At 69.8% G+C, this 24,521-nt stretch carries 22 protein-coding genes, 2 pseudogenes and 1 riboswitch; of the genes and pseudogenes, 8 read left to right on the forward strand and 16 right to left on the reverse strand.

Annotation, left to right across the window (positions count from 1 at the left end):
• Positions 1-97 precede the first annotated feature (97 nt).
• From Q8A52_RS02660 to Q8A52_RS02690, 7 genes are all read right to left on the reverse strand, one after another.
• Positions 98-1,111, reverse strand: a complete 1,014-nt coding sequence (locus Q8A52_RS02660; RefSeq protein WP_316748328.1) for a ribonucleotide-diphosphate reductase subunit beta — start codon at positions 1,109-1,111, stop codon at positions 98-100.
• Entirely contained in the window at positions 1,111-3,474 is a 2,364-nt protein-coding gene (locus Q8A52_RS02665) for a ribonucleoside-diphosphate reductase subunit alpha (protein WP_316748330.1), read from the reverse strand. Before Q8A52_RS02665 ends, Q8A52_RS02660 begins: the two co-directional genes overlap by 1 nt.
• Before the next feature lie 125 nt (positions 3,475-3,599).
• Positions 3,600-3,737, reverse strand: a riboswitch (cobalamin riboswitch).
• A gap of 52 nt (positions 3,738-3,789) precedes the next feature.
• Positions 3,790-4,296, reverse strand: coding sequence for a GNAT family N-acetyltransferase (locus Q8A52_RS02670; protein WP_316748332.1), 507 nt, complete (start codon positions 4,294-4,296; stop codon positions 3,790-3,792).
• 74 nt (positions 4,297-4,370) lie between these two features.
• Positions 4,371-5,999, reverse strand: a complete 1,629-nt coding sequence (gene mctP, locus Q8A52_RS02675; protein WP_316748334.1) for a monocarboxylate uptake permease MctP — start codon at positions 5,997-5,999, stop codon at positions 4,371-4,373.
• Entirely contained in the window at positions 5,996-6,268 is a 273-nt protein-coding gene (locus Q8A52_RS02680) for a DUF3311 domain-containing protein (protein WP_316748335.1), read from the reverse strand. The genes mctP and Q8A52_RS02680 overlap by 4 nt, the downstream gene beginning before the upstream one ends.
• A 140-nt stretch (positions 6,269-6,408) precedes the next feature.
• Positions 6,409-6,543 (reverse strand): CstA-like transporter-associated (seleno)protein, encoded by a 135-nt coding sequence (locus Q8A52_RS02685; RefSeq protein ID WP_316748337.1) that lies wholly within the window; start codon positions 6,541-6,543, stop codon positions 6,409-6,411.
• A gap of 89 nt (positions 6,544-6,632) precedes the next feature.
• Positions 6,633-7,397 (reverse strand): GntR family transcriptional regulator, encoded by a 765-nt coding sequence (locus Q8A52_RS02690; RefSeq protein ID WP_316748339.1) that lies wholly within the window; start codon positions 7,395-7,397, stop codon positions 6,633-6,635.
• Between the two features lie 437 nt (positions 7,398-7,834).
• Between Q8A52_RS02690 and Q8A52_RS02695 the strand changes: the two genes are divergently transcribed.
• The 4 genes from Q8A52_RS02695 to Q8A52_RS02710 all read left to right on the forward strand — a co-directional run bounded on the left by Q8A52_RS02695 (position 7,835) and on the right by Q8A52_RS02710 (position 12,649).
• Positions 7,835-9,118 carry an extracellular solute-binding protein gene (locus Q8A52_RS02695; protein ID WP_316748341.1) on the forward strand — a complete coding sequence of 428 codons (1,284 nt, stop codon included), beginning with the start codon at positions 7,835-7,837 and terminating at the stop codon, positions 9,116-9,118.
• 190 nt (positions 9,119-9,308) lie between these two features.
• On the forward strand, positions 9,309-10,295 hold the full coding sequence (locus Q8A52_RS02700; RefSeq protein WP_316748343.1) for a carbohydrate ABC transporter permease: 987 nt from the start codon (positions 9,309-9,311) through the stop codon (positions 10,293-10,295).
• Positions 10,292-11,134, forward strand: coding sequence for a carbohydrate ABC transporter permease (locus Q8A52_RS02705; RefSeq protein WP_316748345.1), 843 nt, complete (start codon positions 10,292-10,294; stop codon positions 11,132-11,134). The genes Q8A52_RS02700 and Q8A52_RS02705 overlap by 4 nt, the downstream gene beginning before the upstream one ends.
• Positions 11,135-11,143: 9 nt before the next feature.
• Positions 11,144-12,649 (forward strand): glycoside hydrolase family 3 protein, encoded by a 1,506-nt coding sequence (locus Q8A52_RS02710; RefSeq protein WP_316748347.1) that lies wholly within the window; start codon positions 11,144-11,146, stop codon positions 12,647-12,649.
• An 82-nt stretch (positions 12,650-12,731) separates the two neighbouring features.
• Here the strand turns inward: Q8A52_RS02710 and nagB are convergent, their stop codons facing one another.
• Entirely contained in the window at positions 12,732-13,517 is a 786-nt protein-coding gene (nagB, locus tag Q8A52_RS02715) for a glucosamine-6-phosphate deaminase (protein WP_316748349.1), read from the reverse strand.
• A gap of 266 nt (positions 13,518-13,783) precedes the next feature.
• A pseudogene (locus tag Q8A52_RS02720) lies at positions 13,784-13,957 on the reverse strand (SDR family NAD(P)-dependent oxidoreductase); the annotation flags it as partial.
• A 95-nt stretch (positions 13,958-14,052) separates the two neighbouring features.
• Between Q8A52_RS02720 and Q8A52_RS02725 the strand changes: the two are divergent.
• Together Q8A52_RS02725 and Q8A52_RS02730 are read left to right on the forward strand one after the other, a co-directional pair.
• The gene (locus Q8A52_RS02725) at positions 14,053-14,685 is read left to right on the forward strand and encodes a TetR/AcrR family transcriptional regulator (RefSeq protein WP_316748351.1); all 633 of its coding nucleotides are present in this window, start codon (positions 14,053-14,055) and stop codon (positions 14,683-14,685) included.
• 346 nt (positions 14,686-15,031) lie between these two features.
• Positions 15,032-16,498 (forward strand): sensor histidine kinase, encoded by a 1,467-nt coding sequence (locus tag Q8A52_RS02730; protein ID WP_316748753.1) that lies wholly within the window; start codon positions 15,032-15,034, stop codon positions 16,496-16,498.
• Positions 16,499-16,931: 433 nt separating this feature from the next.
• Here Q8A52_RS02730 and Q8A52_RS02735 read toward each other — a convergent pair whose 3' ends face one another.
• Positions 16,932-17,189 (reverse strand): WhiB family transcriptional regulator, encoded by a 258-nt coding sequence (locus Q8A52_RS02735; protein WP_003992873.1) that lies wholly within the window; start codon positions 17,187-17,189, stop codon positions 16,932-16,934.
• Positions 17,190-17,508: 319 nt separating this feature from the next.
• Positions 17,509-18,477 carry a diacylglycerol/lipid kinase family protein gene (locus Q8A52_RS02740; protein ID WP_316748353.1) on the reverse strand — a complete coding sequence of 323 codons (969 nt, stop codon included), beginning with the start codon at positions 18,475-18,477 and terminating at the stop codon, positions 17,509-17,511.
• A gap of 116 nt (positions 18,478-18,593) precedes the next feature.
• Between Q8A52_RS02740 and Q8A52_RS02745 the strand changes: the two genes are divergently transcribed.
• The gene (locus Q8A52_RS02745) at positions 18,594-19,049 is read left to right on the forward strand and encodes a hypothetical protein (protein ID WP_316748355.1); all 456 of its coding nucleotides are present in this window, start codon (positions 18,594-18,596) and stop codon (positions 19,047-19,049) included.
• Between the two features lie 290 nt (positions 19,050-19,339).
• On the opposite strand, the gene Q8A52_RS02750 is transcribed toward Q8A52_RS02745, so the two are convergent.
• From Q8A52_RS02750 to Q8A52_RS02760, 3 genes are all read right to left on the reverse strand, one after another.
• A complete protein-coding gene (locus tag Q8A52_RS02750; RefSeq protein ID WP_316748358.1) occupies positions 19,340-20,470 on the reverse strand; it encodes an RNA polymerase sigma factor SigF in 1,131 nt (376 codons plus the stop codon).
• Positions 20,467-20,880 carry an ATP-binding protein gene (locus tag Q8A52_RS02755; RefSeq protein ID WP_004925829.1) on the reverse strand — a complete coding sequence of 138 codons (414 nt, stop codon included), beginning with the start codon at positions 20,878-20,880 and terminating at the stop codon, positions 20,467-20,469. The genes Q8A52_RS02750 and Q8A52_RS02755 overlap by 4 nt, the downstream gene beginning before the upstream one ends.
• Positions 20,881-21,130: 250 nt before the next feature.
• Positions 21,131-21,391, reverse strand: coding sequence for a UBP-type zinc finger domain-containing protein (locus Q8A52_RS02760; protein ID WP_316748368.1), 261 nt, complete (start codon positions 21,389-21,391; stop codon positions 21,131-21,133).
• Between the two features lie 60 nt (positions 21,392-21,451).
• Here Q8A52_RS02760 and Q8A52_RS02765 point away from each other — a divergent pair, with 60 nt between their 5' ends.
• A complete protein-coding gene (locus Q8A52_RS02765) occupies positions 21,452-23,047 on the forward strand; it encodes a Na+/H+ antiporter (protein WP_316748369.1) in 1,596 nt (531 codons plus the stop codon).
• 13 nt (positions 23,048-23,060) lie between these two features.
• Here Q8A52_RS02765 and Q8A52_RS02770 read toward each other — a convergent pair whose 3' ends face one another.
• Together Q8A52_RS02770 and Q8A52_RS02775 are read right to left on the reverse strand one after the other, a co-directional pair.
• A complete protein-coding gene (locus Q8A52_RS02770; RefSeq protein ID WP_316748372.1) occupies positions 23,061-23,975 on the reverse strand; it encodes a 1-aminocyclopropane-1-carboxylate deaminase/D-cysteine desulfhydrase in 915 nt (304 codons plus the stop codon).
• A gap of 19 nt (positions 23,976-23,994) precedes the next feature.
• A pseudogene (locus Q8A52_RS02775) lies at positions 23,995-24,453 on the reverse strand (N-acetylmuramoyl-L-alanine amidase); the annotation flags it as partial.
• Positions 24,454-24,521 lie beyond the last annotated feature (68 nt).

Raw genomic sequence — 24,521 nt, forward strand, 5'->3', positions numbered from 1 at the left:
TCCTCCTGGCCCTCCCCTCACTGATCGGCATCGTGCGCGACCGGCGCATCGACCGACAGCTCAGGGAGGCCCAGGAGGTCGGGAAGGCAGGACGGGATCAGAAGTCCTCGTCCAGGTCGACGGTGCCCTCCACCGCCACCTGGTACGCCGACGGACGCCGCTCGAAGAAGTTGGTCAGCTCCTGAACCCCCTGAAGCTCCATGAAGGAGAAGGGGTTCTCGGAGCCGTACACCGGAGCGAAGCCGAGGCGGCTCAGCCGCTGGTCGGCGACGCACTCCAGGTACTGCCGCATCGACTCGGTGTTCATGCCCGGGAGGCCGTCACCGCACAGGTCGCGCGCGAACTGCAGCTCGGCCGTGACGGCCTCCCCCAGCATGTCGGTGACCTGCTGCTGAAGCCGGTCGTCGAAGAGGTCCGGCTCCTCCTTGCGGACGGTGTCCACCACCTCGAAGGCGAAGGACATGTGCATGGTCTCGTCGCGGAACACCCAGTTGGTGCCGGTGGCCAGACCGTGCAGCAGACCCCGGCTGCGGAGCCAGTAGACGTAGGCGAAGGCGCCGTAGAAGAACAGGCCCTCGATGCACGCGGCGAAGCAGATGAGGTTGAGCAGGAAGCGCCGGCGGTCGGCCTTCGTCTCCAGGCGCTCCAGCTTCTCCACCGAGTCCATCCACTTGAAGCAGAACTCGGCCTTCTCGCGGATGGACGGGATGTTCTCCACGGCCGCGAAGGCGGCGGCACGGTCCTCCGGGTCGGGGAGGTAGGTGTCCAGCAGCGTCAGATAGAACTGGACGTGCACCGCCTCCTCGAAGAGCTGCCGGCTCAGATAGAGCCGCGCCTCGGGGGAGTTGATGTGCTTGTAGAGGGTCAGCACCAGGTTGTTGGCCACGATCGAGTCGCCCGTCGCGAAGAACGCGACCAGACGCCCGATCAGATGCTGCTCACCCGGGGTCAGCTTCGCGAGGTCGGCGACGTCCGAGTGGAGGTCGACCTCCTCCACGGTCCAGGTGTTCTTGATGGCGTCCCGGTAGCGCTCGTAGAAGTCCGGGTAGCGCATCGGGCGCAGAGTCAGCTCGAAGCCCGGGTCGAGCAGGTTGGTGTTACGGCTGGACATTACTGGCAGGCCTCGCAGGACTCGGGGTTCTCAAGGGAGCAGGCGACGGCATCGGGGTCGGCGGCCTGCTGCACGGGGATGGGGGTCTGGGTCTGCGCCCGGGCGGCGCGGGCGATGCGGGTCGCCGGGCGGGAGCGCAGGTAGTACGTCGTCTTCAGGCCCTGCTTCCAGGCGTACGCGTACATCGAGGAGAGCTTGCCGATCGTCGGCGTCTCCAGGAACAGGTTCAGGGACTGCGACTGGTCCAGGAACGGGGTGCGAGCCGCGGCCATGTCGATCAGGCCGCGCTGCGGGATCTCCCACGCCGTGCGGTACAGCGCCCGCACGTCGGCCGGGATCCACGCGAAGTCCTGCACCGAGCCGTTGGAGTCGCGCAGCGCCTCACGGGTGCGCGCGTCCCAGACGCCCAGCTCCTTGAGGTCCCGCACCAGGTAGGAGTTGACCTGCAGGAACTCGCCGGACAGTGTCTCGCGCTTGAACAGGTTGGAGACCTGCGGCTCGATGCACTCGTACACGCCCGCGATGGAGGCGATGGTGGCGGTCGGGGCGATCGCCAGCAGCAGCGAGTTGCGCATGCCGACCGCGGCGATCCGCTCGCGCAGGGCCGCCCAGCGCTCGGGCCAGGTCAGCTCGGCGTCGTAGTGGTCGGGGTGCAGGACACCCCGGGCGGTCCGGGTCTTCTCCCAGGCCGGCAGCGCGCCGTTGCGCTCGGCGAGGTCGGCGGAGGCCTCGTACGCGGCGAGCATGATGCGCTCGGCGATGCGGGTGGACAGGGCGCGCGCACCGGCCGAGTCGAACGGCAGCCGCAGCTTGAAGAAGACGTCCTGCAGACCCATCGCGCCGAGGCCGACGGGACGCCACTTGGCGTTGGACCGGCCGGCCTGCTCGGTCGGGTAGAAGTTGATGTCGACGACACGGTCGAGGAAGGTGACGGCCGTGCGGACGGTCTCGTCCAGCCGCTGCCAGTCGATGTCCCCGTTGCTCACGAAGGCGCCGAGGTTGACCGAGCCCAGGTTGCAGACCGCCGTCTCGCCGTCGTCCGTGACCTCCAGGATCTCCGTGCAGAGGTTGGAGGAGTGGACGACGTGGCCCGGCTCGGCCGTCTGGTTGGCGGTGCGGTTGGCGGCGTCCTTGAAGGTCATCCAGCCGTTGCCGGTCTGCGCCAGGGTGCGCATCATGCGGCCGTAGAGGTCACGGGCGGGGACGGTCTTCTTCGCGAGCCCGTCCGCCTCCGCCTTGTGGTACGCGGCGTCGAACTCCGCGCCCCACAGGTCGACCAGCTCCGGCACGTCCGACGGGGAGAACAGCGACCACTGCTCGTCGGCGTTGACCCGGCGCATGAACTCGTCCGGGATCCAGTGCGCGAGGTTGAGGTTGTGCGTACGGCGGGCGTCCTCACCGGTGTTGTCGCGCAGCTCCAGGAACTCCTCGATGTCGGAGTGCCAGGTCTCCAGGTAGACCGCGGCCGCGCCCTTGCGCCGGCCGCCCTGGTTCACGGCGGCGACGGAGGCGTCGAGGGTCTTCAGGAACGGGACGATGCCGTTGGAGTGCCCGTTGGTGCCGCGGATCAGCGAACCGCGGCTGCGGATGCGGGAGTACGACAGCCCGATGCCGCCGGCGTGCTTCGAGAGGCGTGCCACCTGGTGGTAGCGGTCGTAGATGGAGTCCAGCTCGTCCAGCGGGGAGTCGAGGAGGTAGCAGGACGACATCTGGGGGTGCCGCGTGCCGGAGTTGAAGAGCGTGGGGGAGGAGGGCAGGTAGTCGAGCCGGCTCATGAGCCCGTAGAGCGCGGCGACTTCGTCGACGGAGCGGGAGGTGTCGTCCTCGGCCAGACCCGCGGCGACCCGCAGCATGAAGTGCTGGGGCGTCTCGACGACCTTGCGGGTGATGGGGTGGCGCAGCAGGTAGCGGCTGTGCAGGGTGCGCAGGCCGAAGTAGCCGAAGCGGTCGTCGCCGGCCGCGTCCACCAGCGCGTCGAGCCGCTCGGCGTGCAGCCGCACGAACGCGGCGGTGCGGTCGGCGATCAGCCCCTCGCGGTGCCCCACGGCGACGGACCCGGTGAAGGACGTCACGCCCTGCGAGGCGGCCTCGGCGCGGATGGAGAGGGTCAGCAGCCGGGCGGCCAGCCGGGAGTAGGCCGGGTCCTCGGAGATGAGGCCGGCGGCCGCCTCCGTGGCCAGCTCGCGCAGCTCCGTCTCGTCCGCCCGGGCGGAGCGGCCGCGCAGCGCTGCGGCGGCGACCCGGCCGGGGTCGGCGTCGGGCAGATCGGCGGTCAGCTCGGTCAGGGTCCGCAGCAGCGCGGTACCGGGACCGTCGGTCTCCAGGCCTGTCGCTGACGCCGGTTCGGCTGGCGCGATGGTCACGTGGGGCTCTCCCTGGCTCGGCACGGGGGCCTGACGCGGGGCAGGGGGCAGCACACGAGCGCACGCGGCGTCGCGTCCACCGGCCCACTCCACGAGGCCCGGACGTCGGGGCACCCGGACCGGGTGGCCAGGGCGCACTGTCGGCAGGTCCTCGGACTGACGCGAGCGCGCTTCGCCCGTGGGCGGATACGCGCAAGTACACCGTTGCGGGACAGTTCCGGATTCGCACCGGATTCCCCTGCGGCGACAGCGAGCATGAGCATACATCTAGTGCCGGGCTGCCGTGTCACCCCCAGATGTTGTGTCGTGGCGGTATCAGAGCGTCAACTCGTAGGTGACGAGAGTGATGTCGTCGAGGTGGGGGAGGGGATTCCAGTCCCGCTCGGGTGTGCGGACGAAGCCCATGCGTTCGTAGATGCGATGGGCGGCCTGCATGGAGTGCTGGGTGGACAGCACGATCCGTTCGCAGCCCGGCGTGGCCCGTGCGCGATCGACGCAGGCGCGCACCAGGGCTTCCCCGACGCCGCGGCAGCGCGCCGCGTGGGCGACCGCGAGCATCCGTATCTCGGCCTCTCCGGCACGGGCGATGTCGGCCATGGGCCCGCCTGCCGGCACGAAGGTGACGCCGCCGAGCACTTCGCCGTCCGCCACGGCGGCCAGCACCTCCGCGGCGGCCGCGCGCTTGGCCACGTCCCTGAGCTCGCGGAGGTACCCGTCGCTTTCCCCGAAGTCGAGGAGGCCGTCCTGGAGATAGGCCTGGGCGGTGATCTCGCCCAGGGTGCCGTACTCGTCCGGAGCCGTCCGCCTGATCTCGATGTCCATGGGACCGAGTGTGCAGGACGGGTACGACAAAGGGCCGCCGGAATTTCTCCGACGGCCCGTCCTCGTCCGCGTCCTCAGTGGCCGGCGCCCGCGGTCGCCGGCGGCAGTTCCACCTCGACGCCCGGGTCGCCGGCGTCCGCCGTGTAGTCCTCCGGGCTGGTCTCGTCGACGCCCTCCGGGGCCTTCAGCGCCTTCAGGGCGAAGGTCAGCACCACCGTGACGGCCACATTGAGCACGAAGGCGGTGAGGCCGATGTAGCCGATTTCCCCGATGCCCGGGATCTCCTTGGCCGAGCCGCCGAAGTGCTGCTGCGTCGGCGAGGCGACGCCGTACGCGGCGACGGTGCCGTACACCATGCCGACCGCCCAGCCCGCGAGCAGCGCCCAGCGGTGGAACCAGCGGGTGAACAGGCCGCCGACCAGGGCCGGGAAGGTCTGCAGGATCCATATGCCGCCGAGCAGCTGGAAATTGATGGCGACCGTCTTGTCCATCGTCAGGACGAAGACCAGCGCGCCCACCTTCACCAGCAGGGAGACCAGCTTGGAGACCTTGGTCTCCTGCGCGGCCGTGGCGTCCGGCTTGATGAAGTCCTTGTAGATGTTGCGGGTGAACAGGTTCGCGGCCGCGATGGACATGATGGCCGCGGGGACGAGGGCGCCGATGCCGATCGCCGCGAAGGCCACGCCCGCGAACCAGTCCGGGAACATGTTCTCGAACAGCTGCGGGATGGCCAGCTGGCCGTTCTGCACCTTGACGCCCGCCGCGATCGCCATGAAGCCCAGCAGGGCAAGCAGGCCGAGCATGAGGGAGTACAGCGGCAGGATCGTGGTGTTGCGGCGGATCACCTCACGGCTCTTCGAGGAGAGCGTCGCGGTGATCGAGTGCGGGTACATGAAGAGCGCGAGCGCGGAGCCCAGTGCCAGCGTGGCGTACGTCCACTGGCCGGCCTCGGGTGGGGTGAGGGCGCCGCGCGGCTTGCCGGTCGCCGGGTTGACCTGGCTGTACGCCTCGCCCGCCTTCGTGAAGATCTCGTCGAAGCCGCCCAGCTTGATCGGGATGTAGATGATCGCCACCGCGATGACGATGTAGATCAGCGTGTCTTTCACGAACGCGATCAGGGCGGGCGCCCGCAGGCCCGAGGAGTAGGTGTACGCGGCCAGCACACCGAAGGCGATCAGCAGCGGCAGGTCCTTCACGAACCAGTTGGTGCTCTCGCCGCCGCCGACGCCCATCACGTCGAGGACGGCCTGGATGCCGACCAGTTGGAGCGCGATGTACGGCATCGTCGCCAGGATTCCGGTGACCGCCACCGCCAGTGACAGACCCTTCGAGCCGAAGCGGCCGCGCACGAAGTCCGAGGTCGTCACATAGCCGTGCCGGTGGGACACCGACCACAGGCGCGGGAGGAACGTGAAGATCAGCGGGTAGACGAGGATGGTGTACGGCACGGCGAAGAAGCCGGCCGCGCCCGCCGCGTAGATCGCCGCCGGTACGGCGACGAAGGTGTACGCCGTGTACAGGTCGCCGCCGAGCAGGAACCAGGTGATCCAGGTGCCGAAGGAGCGTCCGCCCAGGCCCCATTCGTCGAGGCTGTGCTCGTTCTCGGCCTTGCGCCAGCGCGCGGCCAGGAAGCCCATGACCGTGACGGCCAGGAAGAAGAGGACGAAGACGCCGAGCGCGACACCGTTCACGCCGTCCTTCACTTCGACGCACCCCCGCTCCGCCGGGCCGCCGCGCGGGCGCGCTGGTCACGCTGCCACAGCTGGTACGCGGTCATCGTGAGCGCGGTGGAGATGACCACCCACAGCATCTGGTACCAGTAGAAGAACGGGATCCCGATGAACGCGGGGTCCGTCTTGGCATAGGAGCCGACCCACAGCATCGCCACGAAGGGCGCGATCAGACACAGGGCGATGACGACGCGCAAGGGCGTCACCACCGCCGCTCCGGTCACATCCGAGGCATCCGACATCTTGCGACTCCGTCCCCTCGCTGAGCACCACTGATCACCATCGATCACATGTGTAATGCGCAGGCAATCTAGGCGACGCCGTCACACAAGTGGAAGACCTCATCCTCATATCGGCATGTCGATTCTGTGCAGAAGCCGCCTCAGCCGCAGCGGATTTCCTGCCGGGGGTCCGACTCCTGACGGTCCGTACGCATCCGTTCGAACGCACTCCGGGACGGCACCTCCGCCTCCGGGTGGTGCGCCTCCCTCAGGGTGGAGAGCGCCGGGCGGCGCACATGAACGCTGAGCAGGAGCAGTGGGTGCGCTACACCGCCCGCGCTGCCTCAAGTGGCTCGAATATGAGGTCGTTCGAGCCCTGTGGCCATCACTCCGCGGGCCGCTTGAGGCGGGCCACGAACTTGTAGCGGTCGCCGCGGTAGACCGACCGCACCCATTCCACCGGCCTGCCCTCCCGGTCCAGGGAGTGGCGGGAGAGCATCAGCATCGGGAGGCCCACGTCGGTGCCGAGCAGGCCCGCCTCGCGCGGGGTGGCCAGGGAGGTCTCGATGGTCTCCTCGGCCTCCGCGAGGTGCACGTCGTAGACCTCGGCGAGCGCGGTGTAGAGGGATGTGTACTTGACGAGCGATCTGCGCAGCGCCGGGAAGCGCTTCGCCGAGAGGTGGGTCGTCTCGATGGCCATCGGCTCGCCGTTGGCCATGCGCAGCCGTTCGATGCGCAGCACCCGCCCGCCGGCCGTGATGTCGAGCAGCTCGGCGAGCCGGTCGTCCGCGGTGATGTAGCCGATGTCCAGCAGCTGCGAGGTCGGCTCCAGCCCCTGGGCGCGCATGTCCTCCGTGTAGGAGGTGAGTTGCAGCGCCTGGGAGACCTTCGGCTTGGCGACGAAGGTGCCCTTGCCCTGGATGCGCTCCAGCCGGCCCTCGACGACCAGCTCCTGGAGGGCCTGGCGGACAGTGGTGCGCGAGGTGTCGAATTCGGCCGCGAGCGTGCGCTCCGGCGGGACCGGCGTGCCCGGCGGCAGCGTCTCCGTCATGTCGAGCAGGTGCTTCTTCAAGCGGTAGTACTTGGGCACACGCGCGGTACGGACGGTCGCCCCAGCCTCGTTCTCCGCACTGCTGACGTCGGTGCTCATGCTCTGCCTTCCCGGCTCCGTATGCCGAAGCGACCGACATTCCATCGGTCCCGGCTCACATCGTGGCACGGCTTCGTGTGACAGGGGTCCACCCGCACGCTCCGTGATCTCCCTGTATACCTTTGCGCCCCCCGTTGGTCTAGTCCATCGGGAGTTCCGGTCTCAGTGGTCCACCGGAAGTGGTCCGTCCGATCTGTCGCTTGCGGAATGAAAGGTCCCTGCATATCTCGGTCCCATCACGGACGCCCGGAGCCTGCTTGAACACCCTTGACAGGCCTATTGGTCTGGGCCAAGCTCCGGGTACTGGTCTACACCATTGGTCCAGGTCCCGGCCCCATGGGCGGTACGAAGTGTGGCGTCTCCGGCATGATCCGCCGAGCAGGCCCGGCTCGCCGCGGGGAGGCAGGGGGGTTTGTGGCATCCCTGAGGAGGGTGGCGTGAAGCGCAAGCTGATAGCCGCGATCGGTATCGCGGGCATGGTCGTCTCCATCGCGGCGTGTGGCAGTGACAAGAAGGACGACGGCAAGGCACAGGGGTCGGACGCCAAGGAGCTGACCGTCTGGCTCACCGTGGACGCCCAGAACAACTGGCCCAACCTGGTCAAGGCGGCCGACGCCGCCGTGCAGAAGAAGCACCCCGGCATCAAGATCAAGCACGAGTACTACGGCTGGCCGGACAAGAACACCAAGCTGGACGCCGTCCTCGCCACCGACAAGGCCCCCGACGTCGTCGAGATGGGCAACACCGAGATGCTGGGCTACATGGTCAAGGGCGCCTTCGCACCCGTCGACCCCGCGCAGTTCGGCAACTCCTCCGCCTGGCTGGACGGCCTCAAGGCCTCCGTGACGTACGACGGCAAGACCTACGGCGTGCCGTACTACGCCGGCGGCCGGGTCGGCACCTGGCGCAAGGACATCGCCGCCGCCTCCGGCATCAAGGCGCCCCCGAAGACCTACACCGAGCTGACCTCCGACCTGGACAAGATTCAGAAGAAGCAGGGCGCCAAGTTCAACGCCTGGTACCAGCCCACCCGTGACTGGTACGCGGCCATGTCCTTCGTCTACGACGCCGGCGGCTCCATCGCCGTCGAGTCCGGCGGCCAGTGGAAGGCGAACCTCTCCTCGCCCGAATCCCTCAAGGGCCTCAACGAGTTCAAGACCATCCTCGACAAGTACATGCACGGCGACAAGACCAAGGACGAGTCCGACCGCTACATCGTCTACGGCCAGGGCAAGTCGGACCTGATCTTCGGTGCCGCGTGGGAGGGCGCGACCGCGGCCGACCCGAAGAACGACAAGACCGGCAAGCTCAAGGACGACCTCGAGAACTTCGTGATGCCCGGCCCGTCCGGCAAGAACCTGCCGGTCTTCCTGGGCGGCTCCGACCTCGCCGTCCCGGTGAAGTCCAAGGCCCAGGGCGTCGCCGCCGAGTGGATCAACGCCTTCACCGGTCCCGAGGGCCAGAAGGGTCTGATGGCCAAGGGCAACCTGCCCAACAACAAGACGGACCTCGCCACCCTGAAGAACGACCCGGCGACCGTCGTCCCGGCCACCGCAGCCGAGTCCAACTGGTTCGTCCCGATGGCCCCCGGCTGGGGCCAGGTCGAGAAGGCCCAGGTCCTGCAGACCATGCTGCAGAACATCGGCACCGGCAAGAAGTCGGTCGAGGCCGCCGCGAAGGACGCGGACGCTGCGATCGACAAGGTCATCAACACCAAGTGACCTGGGGCCTGTCTTCCGGATCGGGCCGGCTCCGGCCGACCGAGCTCTCAGGCCGAGCCGAGCGGGGTCTGGTGCGTGCCAGGGCCCGCGACCCCGGCAAGATCCGGAACGCAGGCCCCGGGCGCGGGGCCCTGTCCGCCGACAGGGCCCTGCTTCTCGTACGACCCGAGGGACCGCTGAGGAGCGCGCGATGAGTGCCGCAGACACGACCACCCCCGCCAAGGTACCGCCGCCGCGGCAGGCGCCGCCACCGGACGTCCCGCAACGGCCACGCGGAAAGCGGACGACGGGCGGGGCGGCCACCCCCTGGCTGCTGCTCGCGCCGTGTCTGCTGATCCTCGCCCTGGTGATGGGGTATCCGCTGGTCCGGCTGGTCACCCTGTCCTTCCAGGAGTTCGGGCAGTCCCAGCTGTGGGGCTTCAAACCGGCCGAGTCGGTCGGGTTCGCCAACTTCTCCAAGGTGCTGGGCGACGGCGAGTTCTGGCAGGTCGTCGTGCGCACGGTGGTGTTCGCGGTCGGCTCGGTCGTCTTCACCATGGTCCTCGGCATGCTGGTCGCCCTGCTGCTCCAGCGGGTCTCCGGCTGGGTGAAGACCCTGGTCAACATCGCGCTGGTGGCCAGCTGGGGCATGCCCGTCATCGTCGCCACCACGGTCTTCAAGTGGCTCTTCGACGCCGACTACGGCGTCCTCAACGCCGTGCTGAGCAAGCTCCCGGGAGTCGACCTGATCGGCCACAACTGGTTCGCGAGCGGGCCCGAGGGGCTGGCCGTGATCATGCTCCTGGTGGTCTGGGGAGCGGTCCCCTTCGTGGTCATCACGCTCAGCGCCGGTCTCACCCAGGTCCCCAAGGAGCTGGAGGAGGCGGCCCGGCTGGACGGCGCGGGCGCCTGGGGCGTCTTCCGGTATGTCACCCTGCCCATCCTCAAGCCGATCATCGTGATGCTCACGACCCTGTCGGTCATCTGGGACATGGGCGTCTTCCCGCAGGTCTTCGTGATGCGCAACGGCCACCCGGAGGCCGAGTTCCAGCTCCTCACCACCTACTCCTACGACCGCGCCTTCGTGGTCAACGACTATGCGCAGGGCTCGGCGATCGCCCTGATCACCGTGGTGCTGCTGCTCGCCGTGGTCGCCGTCTACATGCGTCAGATGCTGAAGATCGGAGAGGTCGAATGAGTGCCCTCGCTGCCCAGGCACGCCGGAGGCCGAGGTTCGGCTGGAACCTCCTCGGTCTGCTCGTCTTCGCCGTCGCGGGCTTCCCCGTCTACTGGATGGTCAACACGGCGTTCAAACCCGCGAAGGACGCCATCGACCCGGATCCGAGCCTGCTGCCCACGGGCCTCACGCTCGGCAACTTCCGCCGGGCACTGGACATCGCCGACTTCTGGGGCCCGGTCGGCCGCAGCCTGATCGTGTCCCTGACCGTGGTGGCGATCGGCATCGTCGTGGGCATGCTGGCCGCGCTCGCCATCTCCCGGTTCGCCTTCCGCGGCCGCAAGATCGTGATCGTGGGCATCCTGGCGGTGCAGATGGTGCCGCTGGTCGCCATGATCATCCCGGTCTTCCTGCTGCTGAACGACCTGGACCAGTACGACAAGCTCTCCGGCCTGGTCATCACCTATCTGACCTTCATCCTCCCCTTCACGGTGTGGACGCTGCGCGGATTCATCGTCAACATCCCCAGGGAGCTGGAGGAGGCCGCGATGGTGGACGGCTGCTCCCGCACCGGCGCCTTCATCCGCGTCGTCTTCCCCCTTCTCGCCCCCGGCATGGTCGCCACCTCGGTCTACGGCTTCATCCAGGCCTGGAACGAGTACCTGTACGCCCTGATGCTGCTCAGCCAGGAGCACCAGACCGCGACCGTGTGGCTCGGCAACTTCACCACCAAGCACGGCACCGAATACGCCCCGATGATGGCCGGATCCACGATGATGGCCGTGCCGATCGTCGTCCTCTTCCTCCTCGTCCAGCGCAAGATGGCCGCGGGCCTGACCGCGGGCGCCGTGAAGGGATAACGCCACTCGATGACGACATTCGCCAGCGGTACCACTGCGTCCAATTCGAAGGACGGCCTGACGCGCGACGCCCTCACCGTCCTCCAGCCCGGCTTCCCCGGCACCACGGCCCCCGACTGGCTGCTGCGCCGCCTCGGGGAAGGCCTGGCGTCCGTGGGCCTGTTCGGCCGCAACATCGCCTCGCCGGAGCAACTGTCCGCCCTGACCGCCCAGTTGCGGGCGGAACGGGACGACGTCCTGGTCGCGATCGACGAGGAGGGCGGAGACGTGACCCGCCTGGAGGTGCGGACCGGTTCCTCCTTCCCCGGCAACCACGCCCTGGGCGCGGTCGACGATGTCGAGCTGACCCGGGAGGTGGCCCTCGAACTCGGCCGCCGCCTCGCGGCCTGCGGGGTCAACCTCAACTGGGCTCCGTCCGCGGACGTGAACTCCAACCCGGCCAACCCGGTCATCGGCGTACGCTCCTTCGGCGCCGACACCGACCTGGTCGCCCGGCACACGGCGGCCTATGTCACCGGCCTGCAGTCCGCCGGAGTCGCGGCCTGCACCAAGCACTTCCCCGGCCACGGCGACACGGCCGTCGACTCCCACCACGCGCTGCCCCGCATCGACGCGGACGCCACGCTGCTGGCCTCCCGCGAACTGGCCCCCTTCCGCGCCGCGATCGAGGCCGGCACCCAGGCCGTGATGAGCGCCCACATCCTGGTCCCGGCCCTGGACCCGGACCACCCGGCGACCCTGTCCCACCGGGTGCTCACCGAACTGCTGCGCGGCGAGCTCGGCTACGACGGCCTGATCGTCACCGACGGCATGGAGATGCAGGCCATCGCCGCCACCTACGGCATCGAACGCGGCAGCATCCTCGCCATCGCCGCGGGCGCCGACGCCATCTGCGTGGGCGGCGGCCTCGCCGACGACGAGACGGTACGGCGCCTGCGGGACGCCCTCGTCACGGCGGTCCGCTCCGGCGAACTCCCCGAGGAACGCCTCGCGGACGCGGCGAACCGGGTACGCGCTCTCGCGCACTGGACGGCGACGGCCCCCACCGACGAGCCCACCGGCACCGCACGGGCCGACGTCGGCCTCGTCGCCGCCCGACGCGCGCTCACCGTCACCCGCACCGACTCGTACGCGCCCCCGGCCTCGGCCCCCTACGTCGCGGCCTTCACCCCCGTCACGAACATCGCCGTCGGTGACGAGACCCCCTGGGGCGTCGCCGCGGAGCTGGGCCGCCTGCTGCCCGGCACGGAGACGGGGAGCTTCACGGGGGAGGACGCGGCATCCGCGGCGCTGGTCGCGGCGGGCGACCGCCGCATCGTCGCCGTCGTCCGCGACGAGCACCGGCACCCGTGGATGGCCGCGGCCCTCGGCGCCCTCCTGGCGGCCCGCCCGGACACGATCGTGGTCGAGATGGGCGTCCCCCAGTCCCCGCCACGCGGCGCCCTGCACATCGCCACGCACGGAGCGGCCCGGGTCTGCGGCCGCGCGGCGGCGGAGGTCATCGCGGGCGCGTAGCCCCGCTGGGCACCCTGCCCACATGACCGGAAGGCGCCGGACTCCGCGGGGGAGTCCGGCGCCTTCCGGCATGCCCGAGAGGTCAGATCCCCTGCCAGTCCGGCTTGTTGGCGTACGTGTGCCGGAAGTAGTCCGCCAGCTTCAGCTTGGACGCGGCCGCCTCGTCGACGACCACGGTCGCGTGCGGGTGCAGCTGAAGGGCGGAGGCCGGGCAGACCGCGGCCACCGGTCCCTCCACGGTCGCGGCGACCGCGTCCGCCTTGCCCTCCCCGGTGGCGAGCAGCACCAGGTGCCGAGCCTCCAGGATCGTGCCTATGCCCTGGGTGATGACATGGTGCGGCACCTGCTCGATGTCGCCGTCGAAGAAGCGCGCGTTGTCGATCCGGGTCTGCTCGGTCAGCGTCTTGATCCGTGTGCGCGAGGCGAGCGAGGAGCACGGCTCGTTGAACCCGATGTGCCCGTCGGTCCCGATCCCGAGCAGTTGCAGGTCCACCCCGCCGGCCTCGGCGAGCGCCCTGTCGTACGCCTCGCACGCCGCCTGCACGTCAGTGGCCGTGCCGTCCGGCCCCATGAACGCGGCCATCTGGATCCCGAGCGGCTCCAGCACCTCCCGCCGCAGTACCGAGCGGTAGGACTCCGGGTGCTCCGCGGGCAGCCCCACGTACTCGTCGAGCTGTGCGATCCGGGCCCGCGAGGTGTCCACCGCACCGGACCGCACCTTGGCCGTCAGCGCCTGGTAGATGGGCAGCGGGGTCGAGCCGGTGGCCACGCCGAGCAGCGCTTCGGGCTTGCGCCGCAGCAACTGGGCCATGGCCTCGGCGATCAGCTCGCCACCCGCCGCGGCGTCCGGAACGATGACAACTTCCACGCTGGGCCTGCCGTTCTGGAGAGGGCTGGAAGGTCTATGTGGTTTAGACCAATCTAACACCCACCTCGCACGGACGGCGCCCCTCTCCAAGGGGTGAAATAGGACCCGTCGACGTTCCGACACCGATCCGGCAGCGATCCACAGTGCCCCGCGCGCCCCGGGAGGACTCACCATGACCGTCACGACTCCGGACCCCCTCGTCGACCGCCCGGGCCGGATCATGGCCCGCGAGATGGCCGAACAGCCCGCCGTGCTCCGCAGGATCATGCCGTGCCGCCCGCCTCCTCGATCGCGGCGACTGTCTTCTCGGCCGCCTGCTCGTCGCGCCCGTAGTGCACCGCGACCCGGGCTCCGTCCCGCCCCAACCGCTCGGCGATGCCGCGTCCGATTCCCCTGCTCGCCCCCGTGACAAGTGCCGTCCTGCCGCTGAACACACCCATGTCGGCGCCCCTCCACATTTTTCTAGTGGTCGCTACAGAAAAGACCGTACAACATCCCTCCGACATTTCTCTAGGGTCCGCTATAAAATACCCCCATGGTGCGTAGCGAGGAGACGAAACCGCAGGCCGGGACGGCTACGAAGGTGCGCGGCCGCCCCCGCTCCTTCGATCGCGAGACGGCGCTGGAGAAGGCCGTCATGGCCTTCTGGGAGCGCGGCTACGAGGCGACCTCCGTCTCCGACCTCACCCGGATCATGGGCATCGGCGCTCCGAGCCTGTATGCGGCCTTCGGGGACAAGCGCTCCCTGTTCGAGGAGGTGGTGCGGGTCTACGCCGGGTCCTACGGCTCGTTCACGCGCCGTGCCCTGGACGAGGAGGCGACGGCTCGCGCCGCGGTGGAGCGGCTGCTGCGCGAGGCGGCCGTGGAGTTCACCGACCCCGGCCATCCGTACGGGTGCCTGGTGACCCATGCCGCCACCAACTGCACGACCCCCGAGGTCGAGGAGACACTGCGGCGCCAGCGCAACGCCAACGTGGCCGCCCTCGAGAGCCGCATAAAAGCCGACGTCGCGACCGGTGAGCTGCCGAAGGGGACCGACGCCGGCGCGCTCGCCCGCCATGCGGCCGCCGTCTTCCAGGGCATGTCCCAGCAGGCGCGCGACGGCGCGAGCCGTGAGGAACTCGAGGCCGTTGCCGAAATTGCCATGGCCATCTGGCCCCGCAGCTGACCCGGGCGGGCTAGGCTGCAATCCGTCAACTGTGAACAGCCTCCAACGCATGGACACACAACGTGGTCTAGTCCACAATGCGTAGGGCGACTGCGTGCGGTATGACCGCGACGCAGCCACACTCTTCCGTCTTCCCCGCACAGGAGGGCGGACCGAGGATCCGGAGCTCTCTGCCCTGACTGCCCCGGTTCCTCATCCTTCGGCCGACCGGGACCGCACACCCCACGGCCGATACTGCTCCGGGCTGCGGTGCCGGGAGGGTTGAGGGTCCCTCCCAGGCGCCGCGGCCCGCGGGTGTTTTTCGGCCGTGCACAAATGCCCGGGTACGCTCGCACACGTGCCCTCCATGAACGAACTCGTACGCCAGCACACCGCCCTCGACGACTCCGATCTCGAGTGGCTCCACCTGCTGGTCTCGGAGTGGCAACTGCTCTCCGACCTGTCCTTCGCCGACCTGGTCCTGTGGGTTCCCACTCTCGACGGCACGCGGTACGTCTCGGTCGCCCAGATGCGGCCCAACACCGGCCCCACCTCCTACCAGGACGACATGGTCGGCCACCTCGTCCCGCGAGGCCGCCGCCCCATGCTGGACGCGGCGCTCGACGAGGGCCGGATCGTGCGCGAGGGCGACCCGGAGTGGCGCGAGGAGGTCCCCGTACGGGTCGAGTCCATCCCCGTACGGCGGGAGGGGCGGGTCCTCGGAGTCATCGCCCGCAACACCAATCTGCTCACCGTCCGGACCCCGAGCCGGCTGGAGCTGACCTATCTCCAGAGCGCGTCAGACCTCGCGCAGATGATCGCGGCCGGGTCCTTTCCCTTCCCCAATCAGCAGGTCGACATGGACGCCTCGCCGCGCGTCGGCGACGGCCTGATCCGGGTCGACGCGGACGGCATCGTCCAGTACGCCTCGCCGAACGCCCTGTCCGCCTATCACCGCATGGGCCTCGCCTCCGATCTCGTCGGCCATCACCTGGGCACGACCACCGCCGAACTCGCGCCGACCCGGGGTCCGGTGGACGAGGCGCTGGCCAAGGTCGCCAGCGGCTGGGCGCCCCGGGAGTTCGAGATCGAGGCGAACGACGGGGTGATCCAGTTCCGGGCGATCCCGCTCAAGCCCAAGGGCACCCGCATCGGTTCGCTGGTGCTGCTCCGGGACGTCACCGAACTGCGCCGCCGCGAACGGGAGTTGATCACCAAGGACGCGACCATCCGGGAGATCCACCACCGGGTGAAGAACAACCTCCAGACGGTCGCCGCCCTGCTCCGCCTCCAGGCCCGGCGCATCGAGTCCGACCGGGGCCGGGAGGCGTTGGAGGAGGCCGTCCGGCGGGTCGGCTCGATCGCGATCGTGCACGAGACGCTGTCCCAGAACCTGGACGAGCGCGTGGAGTTCGACGAGATCGCCGACCGGGTGCTCGCGATGGTCGCCGAGATCTCACCCGGCAAGGTCACCGGCCGGCGCAGCGGCATCTTCGGTGTGCTCGACGCCGAGGTCGCGACCCCGCTGTCGATGGTTCTGACCGAAATCCTGCAGAACGCCCTCGAACACGGCTTCCGGGACGGCGACACCGGCACGGTAGAGGTCTCGGCGGTCCGCGGCGGCACCAGCAAGGAGGCCCGACTCCTCGTCACCGTCCAGGACGACGGCGTCGGCCTGCCCGAGGGGTTCGACCCGCAGACCGCGGGCAACCTGGGCCTGCAGATCGTACGAACCCTGGTCGAGGGCGAGTTGGGCGGAACGTTCGACATGGTTCCGGCGCCGGGGCGGGGGACACGGGTGATCCTGGACATTCCGGTACGAGCGCATAAGTAAGGCGCAAGTGAGGTGCAAGTAGGGGGTATTGGGCCGTGGGTGTCGAGGAGTTCGGGAGTTCGAGGAGAGCGACTGGATCTGGCTGCACACGCAGCCGACCGCGTTCGTCGCGGTGGTTCTCGTCGAGCGTTACGGGGGAGCGCGGAAAGCCGTGCCGGACAATTCCGCCCCCGAAGGCTGGATGCGGGTCTTGGGCACGTCGGCAGTGACCAAATGCCGTACCAGGTCGCTTCGATGGTGCTTGTGCCCGGGACGGTAAACACCCCGGACAGCAAAGAGCCCCGGACCTTTGGTCAGGTCCGAGGCCAGTGCTCGCTGCTGCTCTTCTACTACTAAGCGCATCGGGGGTACTGCGCGCTGCGGCTCGGGGGCGGGAGATGCGTACTCGCTGTACGCGCCGCCAAGCTCAGGCTGTCAGAGCGGGGTGGGTGTGTCAGGCGGAGGCCTGACGGGCCCGGTTGCGGGCGGCGCGGCGCTTCATGGCGCGGCGCTCGTCCTCGCTGAGACCACCCCAGACGCCGGAGTCCTGGCCGGACTCAAGCGCCCACTGCAGGCACTGCTCGATAACGGGGCAGCGACGGCAGACGGCCTTGGCTTCCTCGATCTGCAGCAGCGCAGGACCGGTGTTGCCGATGGGGAAGAAGAGCTCGGGGTCTTCCTCGCGGCAAACGGCGTTGTGACGCCAGTCCATGGCTGCTACCTCTCCTTGGTATTACGTGCTGGTTGCTTGTGAATGTGAACGCTTTCACGAATCCCTCAACAAGTGAAGGGCCGACTGCCAGGTTCACTGGCGTGGTCCTGTGGTTTGAAGAGGGGTTCTGGTGATCAGTGGAGGCCGGTGTTGCGGGCCGTCCCGATCGCCACGTAGAGACTCGCAAACCTCAGCGGCGGATACAACCCCTTCCGGAAAGTTTTTTTTGATTCCTCGGTGTCGACTGGGTCACAGCCGTACTTCCATGGGGTGGATCCTGGCCTAAACGTTCGAGTGAAAGGACTTTTGCCTGTTCCGCTCACACAATCACACGCAGTGCGCGGCGTACGCCTGTGAACGTCACGCTCGTACGCAGCCCGAGGTGGTCTCCGTCCATCTGGAGGGGCAGTGGCACCTTCGAATGCAAGGTGAACTGGTCCAGGTCGTGCAGCGAGGTGGCATGCCTGCCATGAGGGCCGCGCTCGGGGGACGAAGTGAGCAACTGCGTGCCATACCGGGCAACCGCGGCCGTGGACAGACGGCTGAGACCGAGTACGTCGATGCCTTTATCGAACGAGGCCTTAGGAGACGTGTACATAGGGCGATTGCCGAGATAGGTCCAAGGAGACGTGTTCGAGACTATCGCCACGACGAGATCGGTCACCGGGTCGGCGCCGGGCCGCTCGAGCGTGATCGCGCCGTGCCGCCGGTGCTGCTCGCCGAGGAACTGCCGGACGACCTGACGCACGTAGAGCGCGTGGGTGGACTTCCGGCCGCGCTCGCGCTGCTGCTCGACGCGGCCGACGACGCCGGCGTCGAAACCGAGGCCGGCGTTGAAGGTGAACCAGCGGGCCGGAACGGCCTCGTCATCCGTGCCGGGAGTGCCCGACGTGAGTCCCAGGCCGACGACGCGCTCCCGTTCCTCGCGCAGCGCGTCCAGCAGGGCGCCGGTGGCCTCCACGGGGTCGTTGGGCAGGCCCAGGGCACGGGCGAAGACATTGGTGGAGCCGCCGGGGACCACGGCGAGGCCGGGGAGGCGCTCGGGATCGGGGCCGTCGTGGAGGAGGCCGTTGACGACCTCGTTGACGGTGCCGTCGCCGCCGAGGGCTACCACCAGGTCTATGTCGTCACTCTCGGCGGCCTGGCGGCCGAGGTCGCGTGCGTGGCCGCGGTACTCGGTGGTGACCGCCTCCAGCTTCATCTCGCTCGCCAGGGCGTGGATGAGCACGTCACGCCTACGTGCGCTTGTGGTGGTTGCCGCCGGATTGACCACGAGAAGTGCACGCATGGGTTGCAGCGTACCTACTGGGTGGTACTGGGCCCAGACCGAGGTAGGGATCAGGTAAGAGAGAGGGCCGTGAGCCTGGACACCTGGGGCCGTGGGGCGAGGGCTACCCTTCTGGGGTGAGCAGCGAGCAGACCCCCTCCACGGACACCACGGAAGCCGACGGCCCCCGCCCGCGACGCCTGACGTACGCGGCGGCGCTGGCCGCGCTGGAAGGCGCCGCGCTGCTGATCGGGGGCGTGTGGATGCTCGTGCTCGGTGTCACCGGCGATCCGGACGACCGGCAGCAGGCGGTGACCGGGGGCGTCACGCTGATCGTCCTCGCCCTGCTTCCGCTGCTCGCCGCGCGCGGCCTTTTGCTGCGGCGCAGCTGGAGCCGCGGCCCCGCCGTGATCACCCAGATCATGGCCCTGCCCGTGGCCTACAGCCTCCTGCAGGCCGACAGCATGGCCATCCCGGCGGGCATCGCCCTGGCCGTGGTCGCGGTGGCGTCCCTGGTCCTCCTGGTGAACCCGGCGACGACCCAGGCCCTGGGAATCCGGGGGCCGGGGCGCTCGGAGGAGCCGAAGGGGTAGCCCTGGCCGGCGGCCGACGGGGGTTTCCCGTCGGGGCCGGTGCCGCGAGTGAGCGTGTTCGGCGAGGCGAGCGCTGCCTGGTCGCCCGGGGAGGTTCCCGGTGATCGGGGCGAAGCCAGGGAGCCCCTCCGCCGGGCACCGGGCAGGTCGGCGTGGGTGCCCCCGAAGGGGTTGGCGGCGGGTGGCGACGGGGCGAGCCGGCGTTGGGTGTGCAGCTCGCGTCACCTTGTCGTCGCCGCGTCCTCCAGTGCCCGGTGTTACCGGCGGGTGCCCCCGCGGCCCGTCGGCCGTTACTCCTCCACCAGCAGCTTTTCCCGGAGTTGGGCCAGGGTTCGGGCCAGTAGGCGGGAGACGTGCATCTGGGAGATGCCCACCTCCTGGGCGATCTGGGACTGGGTCATGTTGCCGAAGAAGCGGAGCAGAAGGATTCGCTTCTCGCGGGGCGGGAGGTCCTCCAGGAGCGGCTTGAGGGACTCGCGGTACTCCACGCCCTCCAGGGCCTCGTCCTCCGCGCCGAGGGTGTCGGCGACTGCCGGGGACTCGTCGTCGGTGTCGGGGACGTCCAGGGAGAGGGTGGAGTAGGCGTTGGCCGACTCCAGGCCCTCCAGGACCTCCTCCTCCGAGATGGCGAGCTTCTCGGCGAGTTCGTGGACCGTGGGGGAGCGTCCGTGCTGCTGGGAGAGCTCGGCCGTGGCCGTGGTCAGCGCCAGGCGCAGCTCCTGGAGACGGCGCGGGACGCGGACCGCCCAGCCCTTGTCCCGGAAGTGCCGCTTGATCTCGCCGACGACCGTCGGGGTGGCGTACGTGGAGAACTCCACGCCGCGATCCGGGTCGAAGCGGTCCACCGACTTGATCAGACCGATGGTGGCGACCTGGGTGAGGTCGTCCAGCGGCTCACCGCGGTTGCGGAACCGGCGAGCGAGGTGCTCGACGAGCGGCAGGTGCATGCGGACCAGCCGGTTGCGCAGATCCGCGTACTCGGGGCTGCCCTCCTTCAGCTTGCGCAGTTCGACGAACATCGCGCGCGCTCCGCTGCGGTCCTGCGGGTCGTGATGCGCACCCTGCAGACCCGGTACACCCTGCGCGCCCGGCTCGTCGTCCCGTTCGTGCTCGCTCATCGTCCCGCCCGTCGCCCTTCCCCGAGCCCTCGCCTCCTCCCCCACTCTCGGCTTCGCCCGAGCGGGGGCACCCCCATGGATCGGGGACACGCCCCCGTTCCGCCCTGCCGGAGACGCGCTCTGCACGGCACCTTCGAAGCCGGCCTCAGCGGAGTCGTCCTCCGGATGCGGCCTGGCCTGCTCGGGGATGCCGTCGATGCCGTCAGTCATGCGTCGAGATCCGTCCGCAGAGCCTGCGCCCTCGACCGGCAGCTCCCGTGTGCCGCGCTCTTCGTCCCGCACCGGCCCGTCCCCGTTCCTCACGCCGGCCCGGGTCCCGCGCCGCGCTGTTTGTAGAGGCTGATCGACACGGTCTTGTCCTCGTCGACGGCCGAGGAGACCTTGCCCGCCAGGGCCGACAGCACGGTCCAGGCGAAGGTGTCCCGCGAGGGTGCGTGACCGTCCGTCGTCGGGGCCGACACCGTGACCTCCAGCGAGTCGTCGACGAGCCGGAAGACACAGCTGAGCACCGAGCCGGGCACGGCCTGCTGGAGCAGGATCGCGCAGGCCTCGTCCACGGCGATGCGCAGGTCCTCGATCTCGTCCAGGGTGAAGTCCAAGCGGGCGGCGAGACCGGCCGTGGCCGTCCGCAGCACCGACAGGTAGGCACCCGCAGCCGGCAGCCGGACTTCCACGAAGTCCTGGGTCGCGGGCTCGCCTGCGATCTGGGACACCCTCACCTCCATGGTGGTACAAGCTTTTCGGGGCCGAGGGTCGCCCCTCGGGGTAACGCACTACGTGGTTCAGCGGTGACGCTATCGCGCTCCGAACTTTTCTGTCCCCGGGACCCCGACCCCCTGGCGTCACTCACAGTAAAGCTGTGGATACGCTCCGTGTCTAGAGGGTCCGCGGGCCCAAATGGGAAGAGCGCGCGCCGGGTTGACGTACCCAGACGTCAGACCGTCGAACCGTCCGGATCCAGGGTCACACGAGTACGTGGTCGACGAAGCACCACCGCCAGTTCTCCCCGGGCTCGAAGGTCCGCATCACGGGGTGACCGGACTGCTCGTGGTGCTGCGTCGCGTGTCTCCCCGGTGAGGAGTCGCAGCAGCCGACGTGGCCACAGCTCAGGCACAACCGCAGCTGCACCGGGTGCGTACCGCTCGCGAGACACTCCGGACAGGTCTCGTTCTGCGGCTCCGGGTCGGGGTGCGGCAGCGCGTCGGCATGCGTGCACTGTTTCATGATTGCCAGGTTACGACGGGCGTGCGGGTGGCCGCGCGAAAAAAGAGGGCGGGCGAGGACATGGACGTGATGCCGCTGCTGTTGCTGGTGGCGGGCAGTGCGGCGGTCGCAGCCGCGGCCCGGCGCACCCCGGTGCCGGCGCCGCTGCTACTGGTCGCGGTCGGCCTGGCCGTCTCGTACCTGCCCGGGGTGCCCGACTACACCCTCGACCCCGAGGTCGTACTCCCGCTCCTGCTGCCCCCGCTCCTGTACACCTCGGCCACCGACAGCTCGTACCTGGACCTGCGCGCACAGCTGCGTCCGGTGGCGCTGCTGTCGGTCGGGTACGTGCTCTTCGCGACCTTCGTGGTCGGCTGGGCCGTCTATCAGATCGTCCCGGGAATGCCGCTGACCGCGGCGCTGGTGCTGGGCGCGGTGGTCGCGCCGCCGGACGCGGTGGCGGCGACGGCGGTCGCGCGCCGGGTGGGGCTGCCCTCCCGCATCACGACGATCCTCCAGGGCGAGTCCCTGCTGAACGACGCCACCGCGATCACCGCCTACAAGGTGGCCCTGGCCGCCGCCGTCGGCGAGGCCGCCGGCTGGGCCGGGGGGATCCGCGAGTTCCTGATCGCGGCGGTCGGCGGCGTCGGGGTCGGTCTGGTGCTGATGGCCCCCATCCACTGGCTGCGCACGCACCTGAAGGAGCCGCTGCTCCAGAACACGCTCTCCCTGCTGATCCCGTTCGTCGCGTACGGCGTCGCCGAGCAGTTGCACGCCTCCGGCGTCCTCGCGGTCGTGGTCGTCGCCCTCTACCTGGGGCACCGCGCGTGGGAGGTCGACTTCGCCACCCGGCTCCAGGAGGAGGCGGTGTGGAAGATGGTCGCCTTCATCCTGGAGTCGGCGGTCTTCGCGCTCATCGGACTGCAGCTGCCCGTCGTTCTCAAGGGCCTCGGCCAGTACGAGGGCATGCGGGCCATCTGGTATGCGGTGGCCGTCTTCCTGGTGGTCGTCGTGGCCCGGTTCGTCTGGGTCTATCCTGCGGCCTTCCTGCCACGGATGCTGTCGGCGCGGGTCAGGGAGCGCGAGGCGAACCCCACCTGGAAGGGTGCGATGGTCACCTCGTGGGCCGGCATGCGCGGGGTGGTGTCCCTGGCCATCGCCTTCTCCATCCCGCCCACGATGCACGGCGGCCACCCCTTCCCGCAGCGCAACCTGATCCTGTTCCTGACCTTCACCACGGTCATCGGGACGCTGGTTCTGCAGGGCCTGACACTGCCCCCGCTGATCCGCCTGCTGAAGTTCCCCAGCCGTGACGCGCAGGCCGAGACGCTCGCCGAGGCCAACGCGCAGGCGCAGGCCTCCCGGGCCGCCGAGCAGCGCCTCGACGAGCTCCTCTCCGACGAGCGCAACGCCCTGCCGCCGCCGCTCGCCGACCGCCTCCGCATAGTCCTGGAGCGCCGCCGCAACGCGGTCTGGGAGCGGCTCGGCCAGGTCAACCCCGTCACCGGCGAGACGGTCGACGACACCTACCGGCGGCTGTCCCGGGAGATGATCAGCGCCGAGCGCGAGGTGTTCGTCAGGCTGCGCGACCACCGCTACATCGACGACGAGATGCTCCGCACCCTGCTGCGCAGGCTGGACCTGGAGGAGGCGGCGGCCTACCGGGAAGCGGCCTAGAGCGGGCCGGGCCCTAGCGTTCGGGGAAGGGGCGGCCGGTGACGACCGCCGCCACGGCCGTCCCGCGCGGGAAGGCGCCGGCGTCGGCCAGGGTGACAAGTCCGTACAGCAACTTGGCGACATAGAGACGCTCGACGGGCAGCCCGTGCCGGTCCTCGAAGTCCTCGGCGAAGGCGTCGAGCGCGGGGGTGGTGCGGGCGTAGCCGCCGAAGTGGAAGCGGTCGTCGACGGACCAGGTGCCGAGACGGGTGCCGAAGGCCCGCTCCTGCAGGGCCTGTATGCCGGCGGTCAGGAAGCCGCCCTTGAGGACGGCGATGCCGAGAGCGCGCTGCTCCGGGGCGAGTCCGGCGGCGAGACCGGCCAGTGTGCCGCCGGTGCCGCAGGCGAGGGCGACGACGTCGGCCAGGCCGTGCAGTTCCTCGCCGAGGGCCAGGCAGCCGCGCACGGCTTCGGCGTTGCTGCCGCCCTCCGGGACGACGTGCGCGTCCTCGGCGCCGGCCGCGCGCAGGACGGCGTCCAGGGTCTCGGGCTCCGCTTTGCGTCGATAGGTCGTCCTGTCGACGAAGTGCAGCCGCATGCCATCGGCCGCGCAGCGGGCGAGGGAGGGGTTGAGGGAGCGGTCGGCCAGCTCCTGGCCGCGGACCACGCCGACCGTGGACAGACCGAGCAGACGGCCCGCGGCGGCCGTGGCCCGCAGGTGGTTGGAGTACGCCCCGCCGAAGGTGAGCACCGCGCGTCCCGCCGCCGCCTCGATGTTCGGCATGAGCTTGCGCCACTTGTTGCCGATCAGCTCGGGGTGGACCAGGTCGTCACGCTTGAGGAGGAGACGCACGCCGTGGCGTTCGAAGCGGTCGTCCTCGATCTCCTGGAGCGGTGAGGGGAGCCGGGGGCACAGGGCGGCGGGATCGGGGGTGTCGGCGCTGGTCACCCGGCCATTGTCGCCCGCCCGGCCCGGCGGTGGGCGGGCCGGGCGGCGGCGTGGGCCGGCTCAGTCGCTCTCCGAGCTCTGGACCCGGCCCGTCGTCCGGCCGCGCCCCGATCCGGGTCCGCAGCGAGGCCATGGTGAACCCCTGGGGGTCGGTCTTGCCGGGCTGCCGCTCGAGGTGGCGGCAGACCGCCGCGGCCGCCCGCTCGAGCGCCTCCAGCCGGACCTCGGGCCGGGGGTCGTCCTCGTCGCCGAGGCTCTCGCACTCGAAGCCGCAGAAGTGCCGGTTGCCGTCGGCGGCCGCCTCGCTGTCCGGCGGCAGCCTCCGCTCCTCGATCACCGCGCGCGGCACGTCGTCGCCGGATCCCGCATGGCCGGCGCGGCCGTGGCCGACGAGGTAAAGCGTGCCGTCCTTGCTGATCACACCGTGGCACAACGGGCCCGGCAGGCGTGCACGCCTCCTTCGGCTGTACTCCGGGGTCACTGGTGGCGGCCGCGGCGGCCGAGTGCCGTCAAGGGCCGCATCGGTGACGGCACTGGACAGGATCC

It is taken from the genome of Streptomyces herbicida (assembly GCF_032656585.1).
Lineage (GTDB): Bacteria > Actinomycetota > Actinomycetes > Streptomycetales > Streptomycetaceae > Streptomyces > Streptomyces herbicida.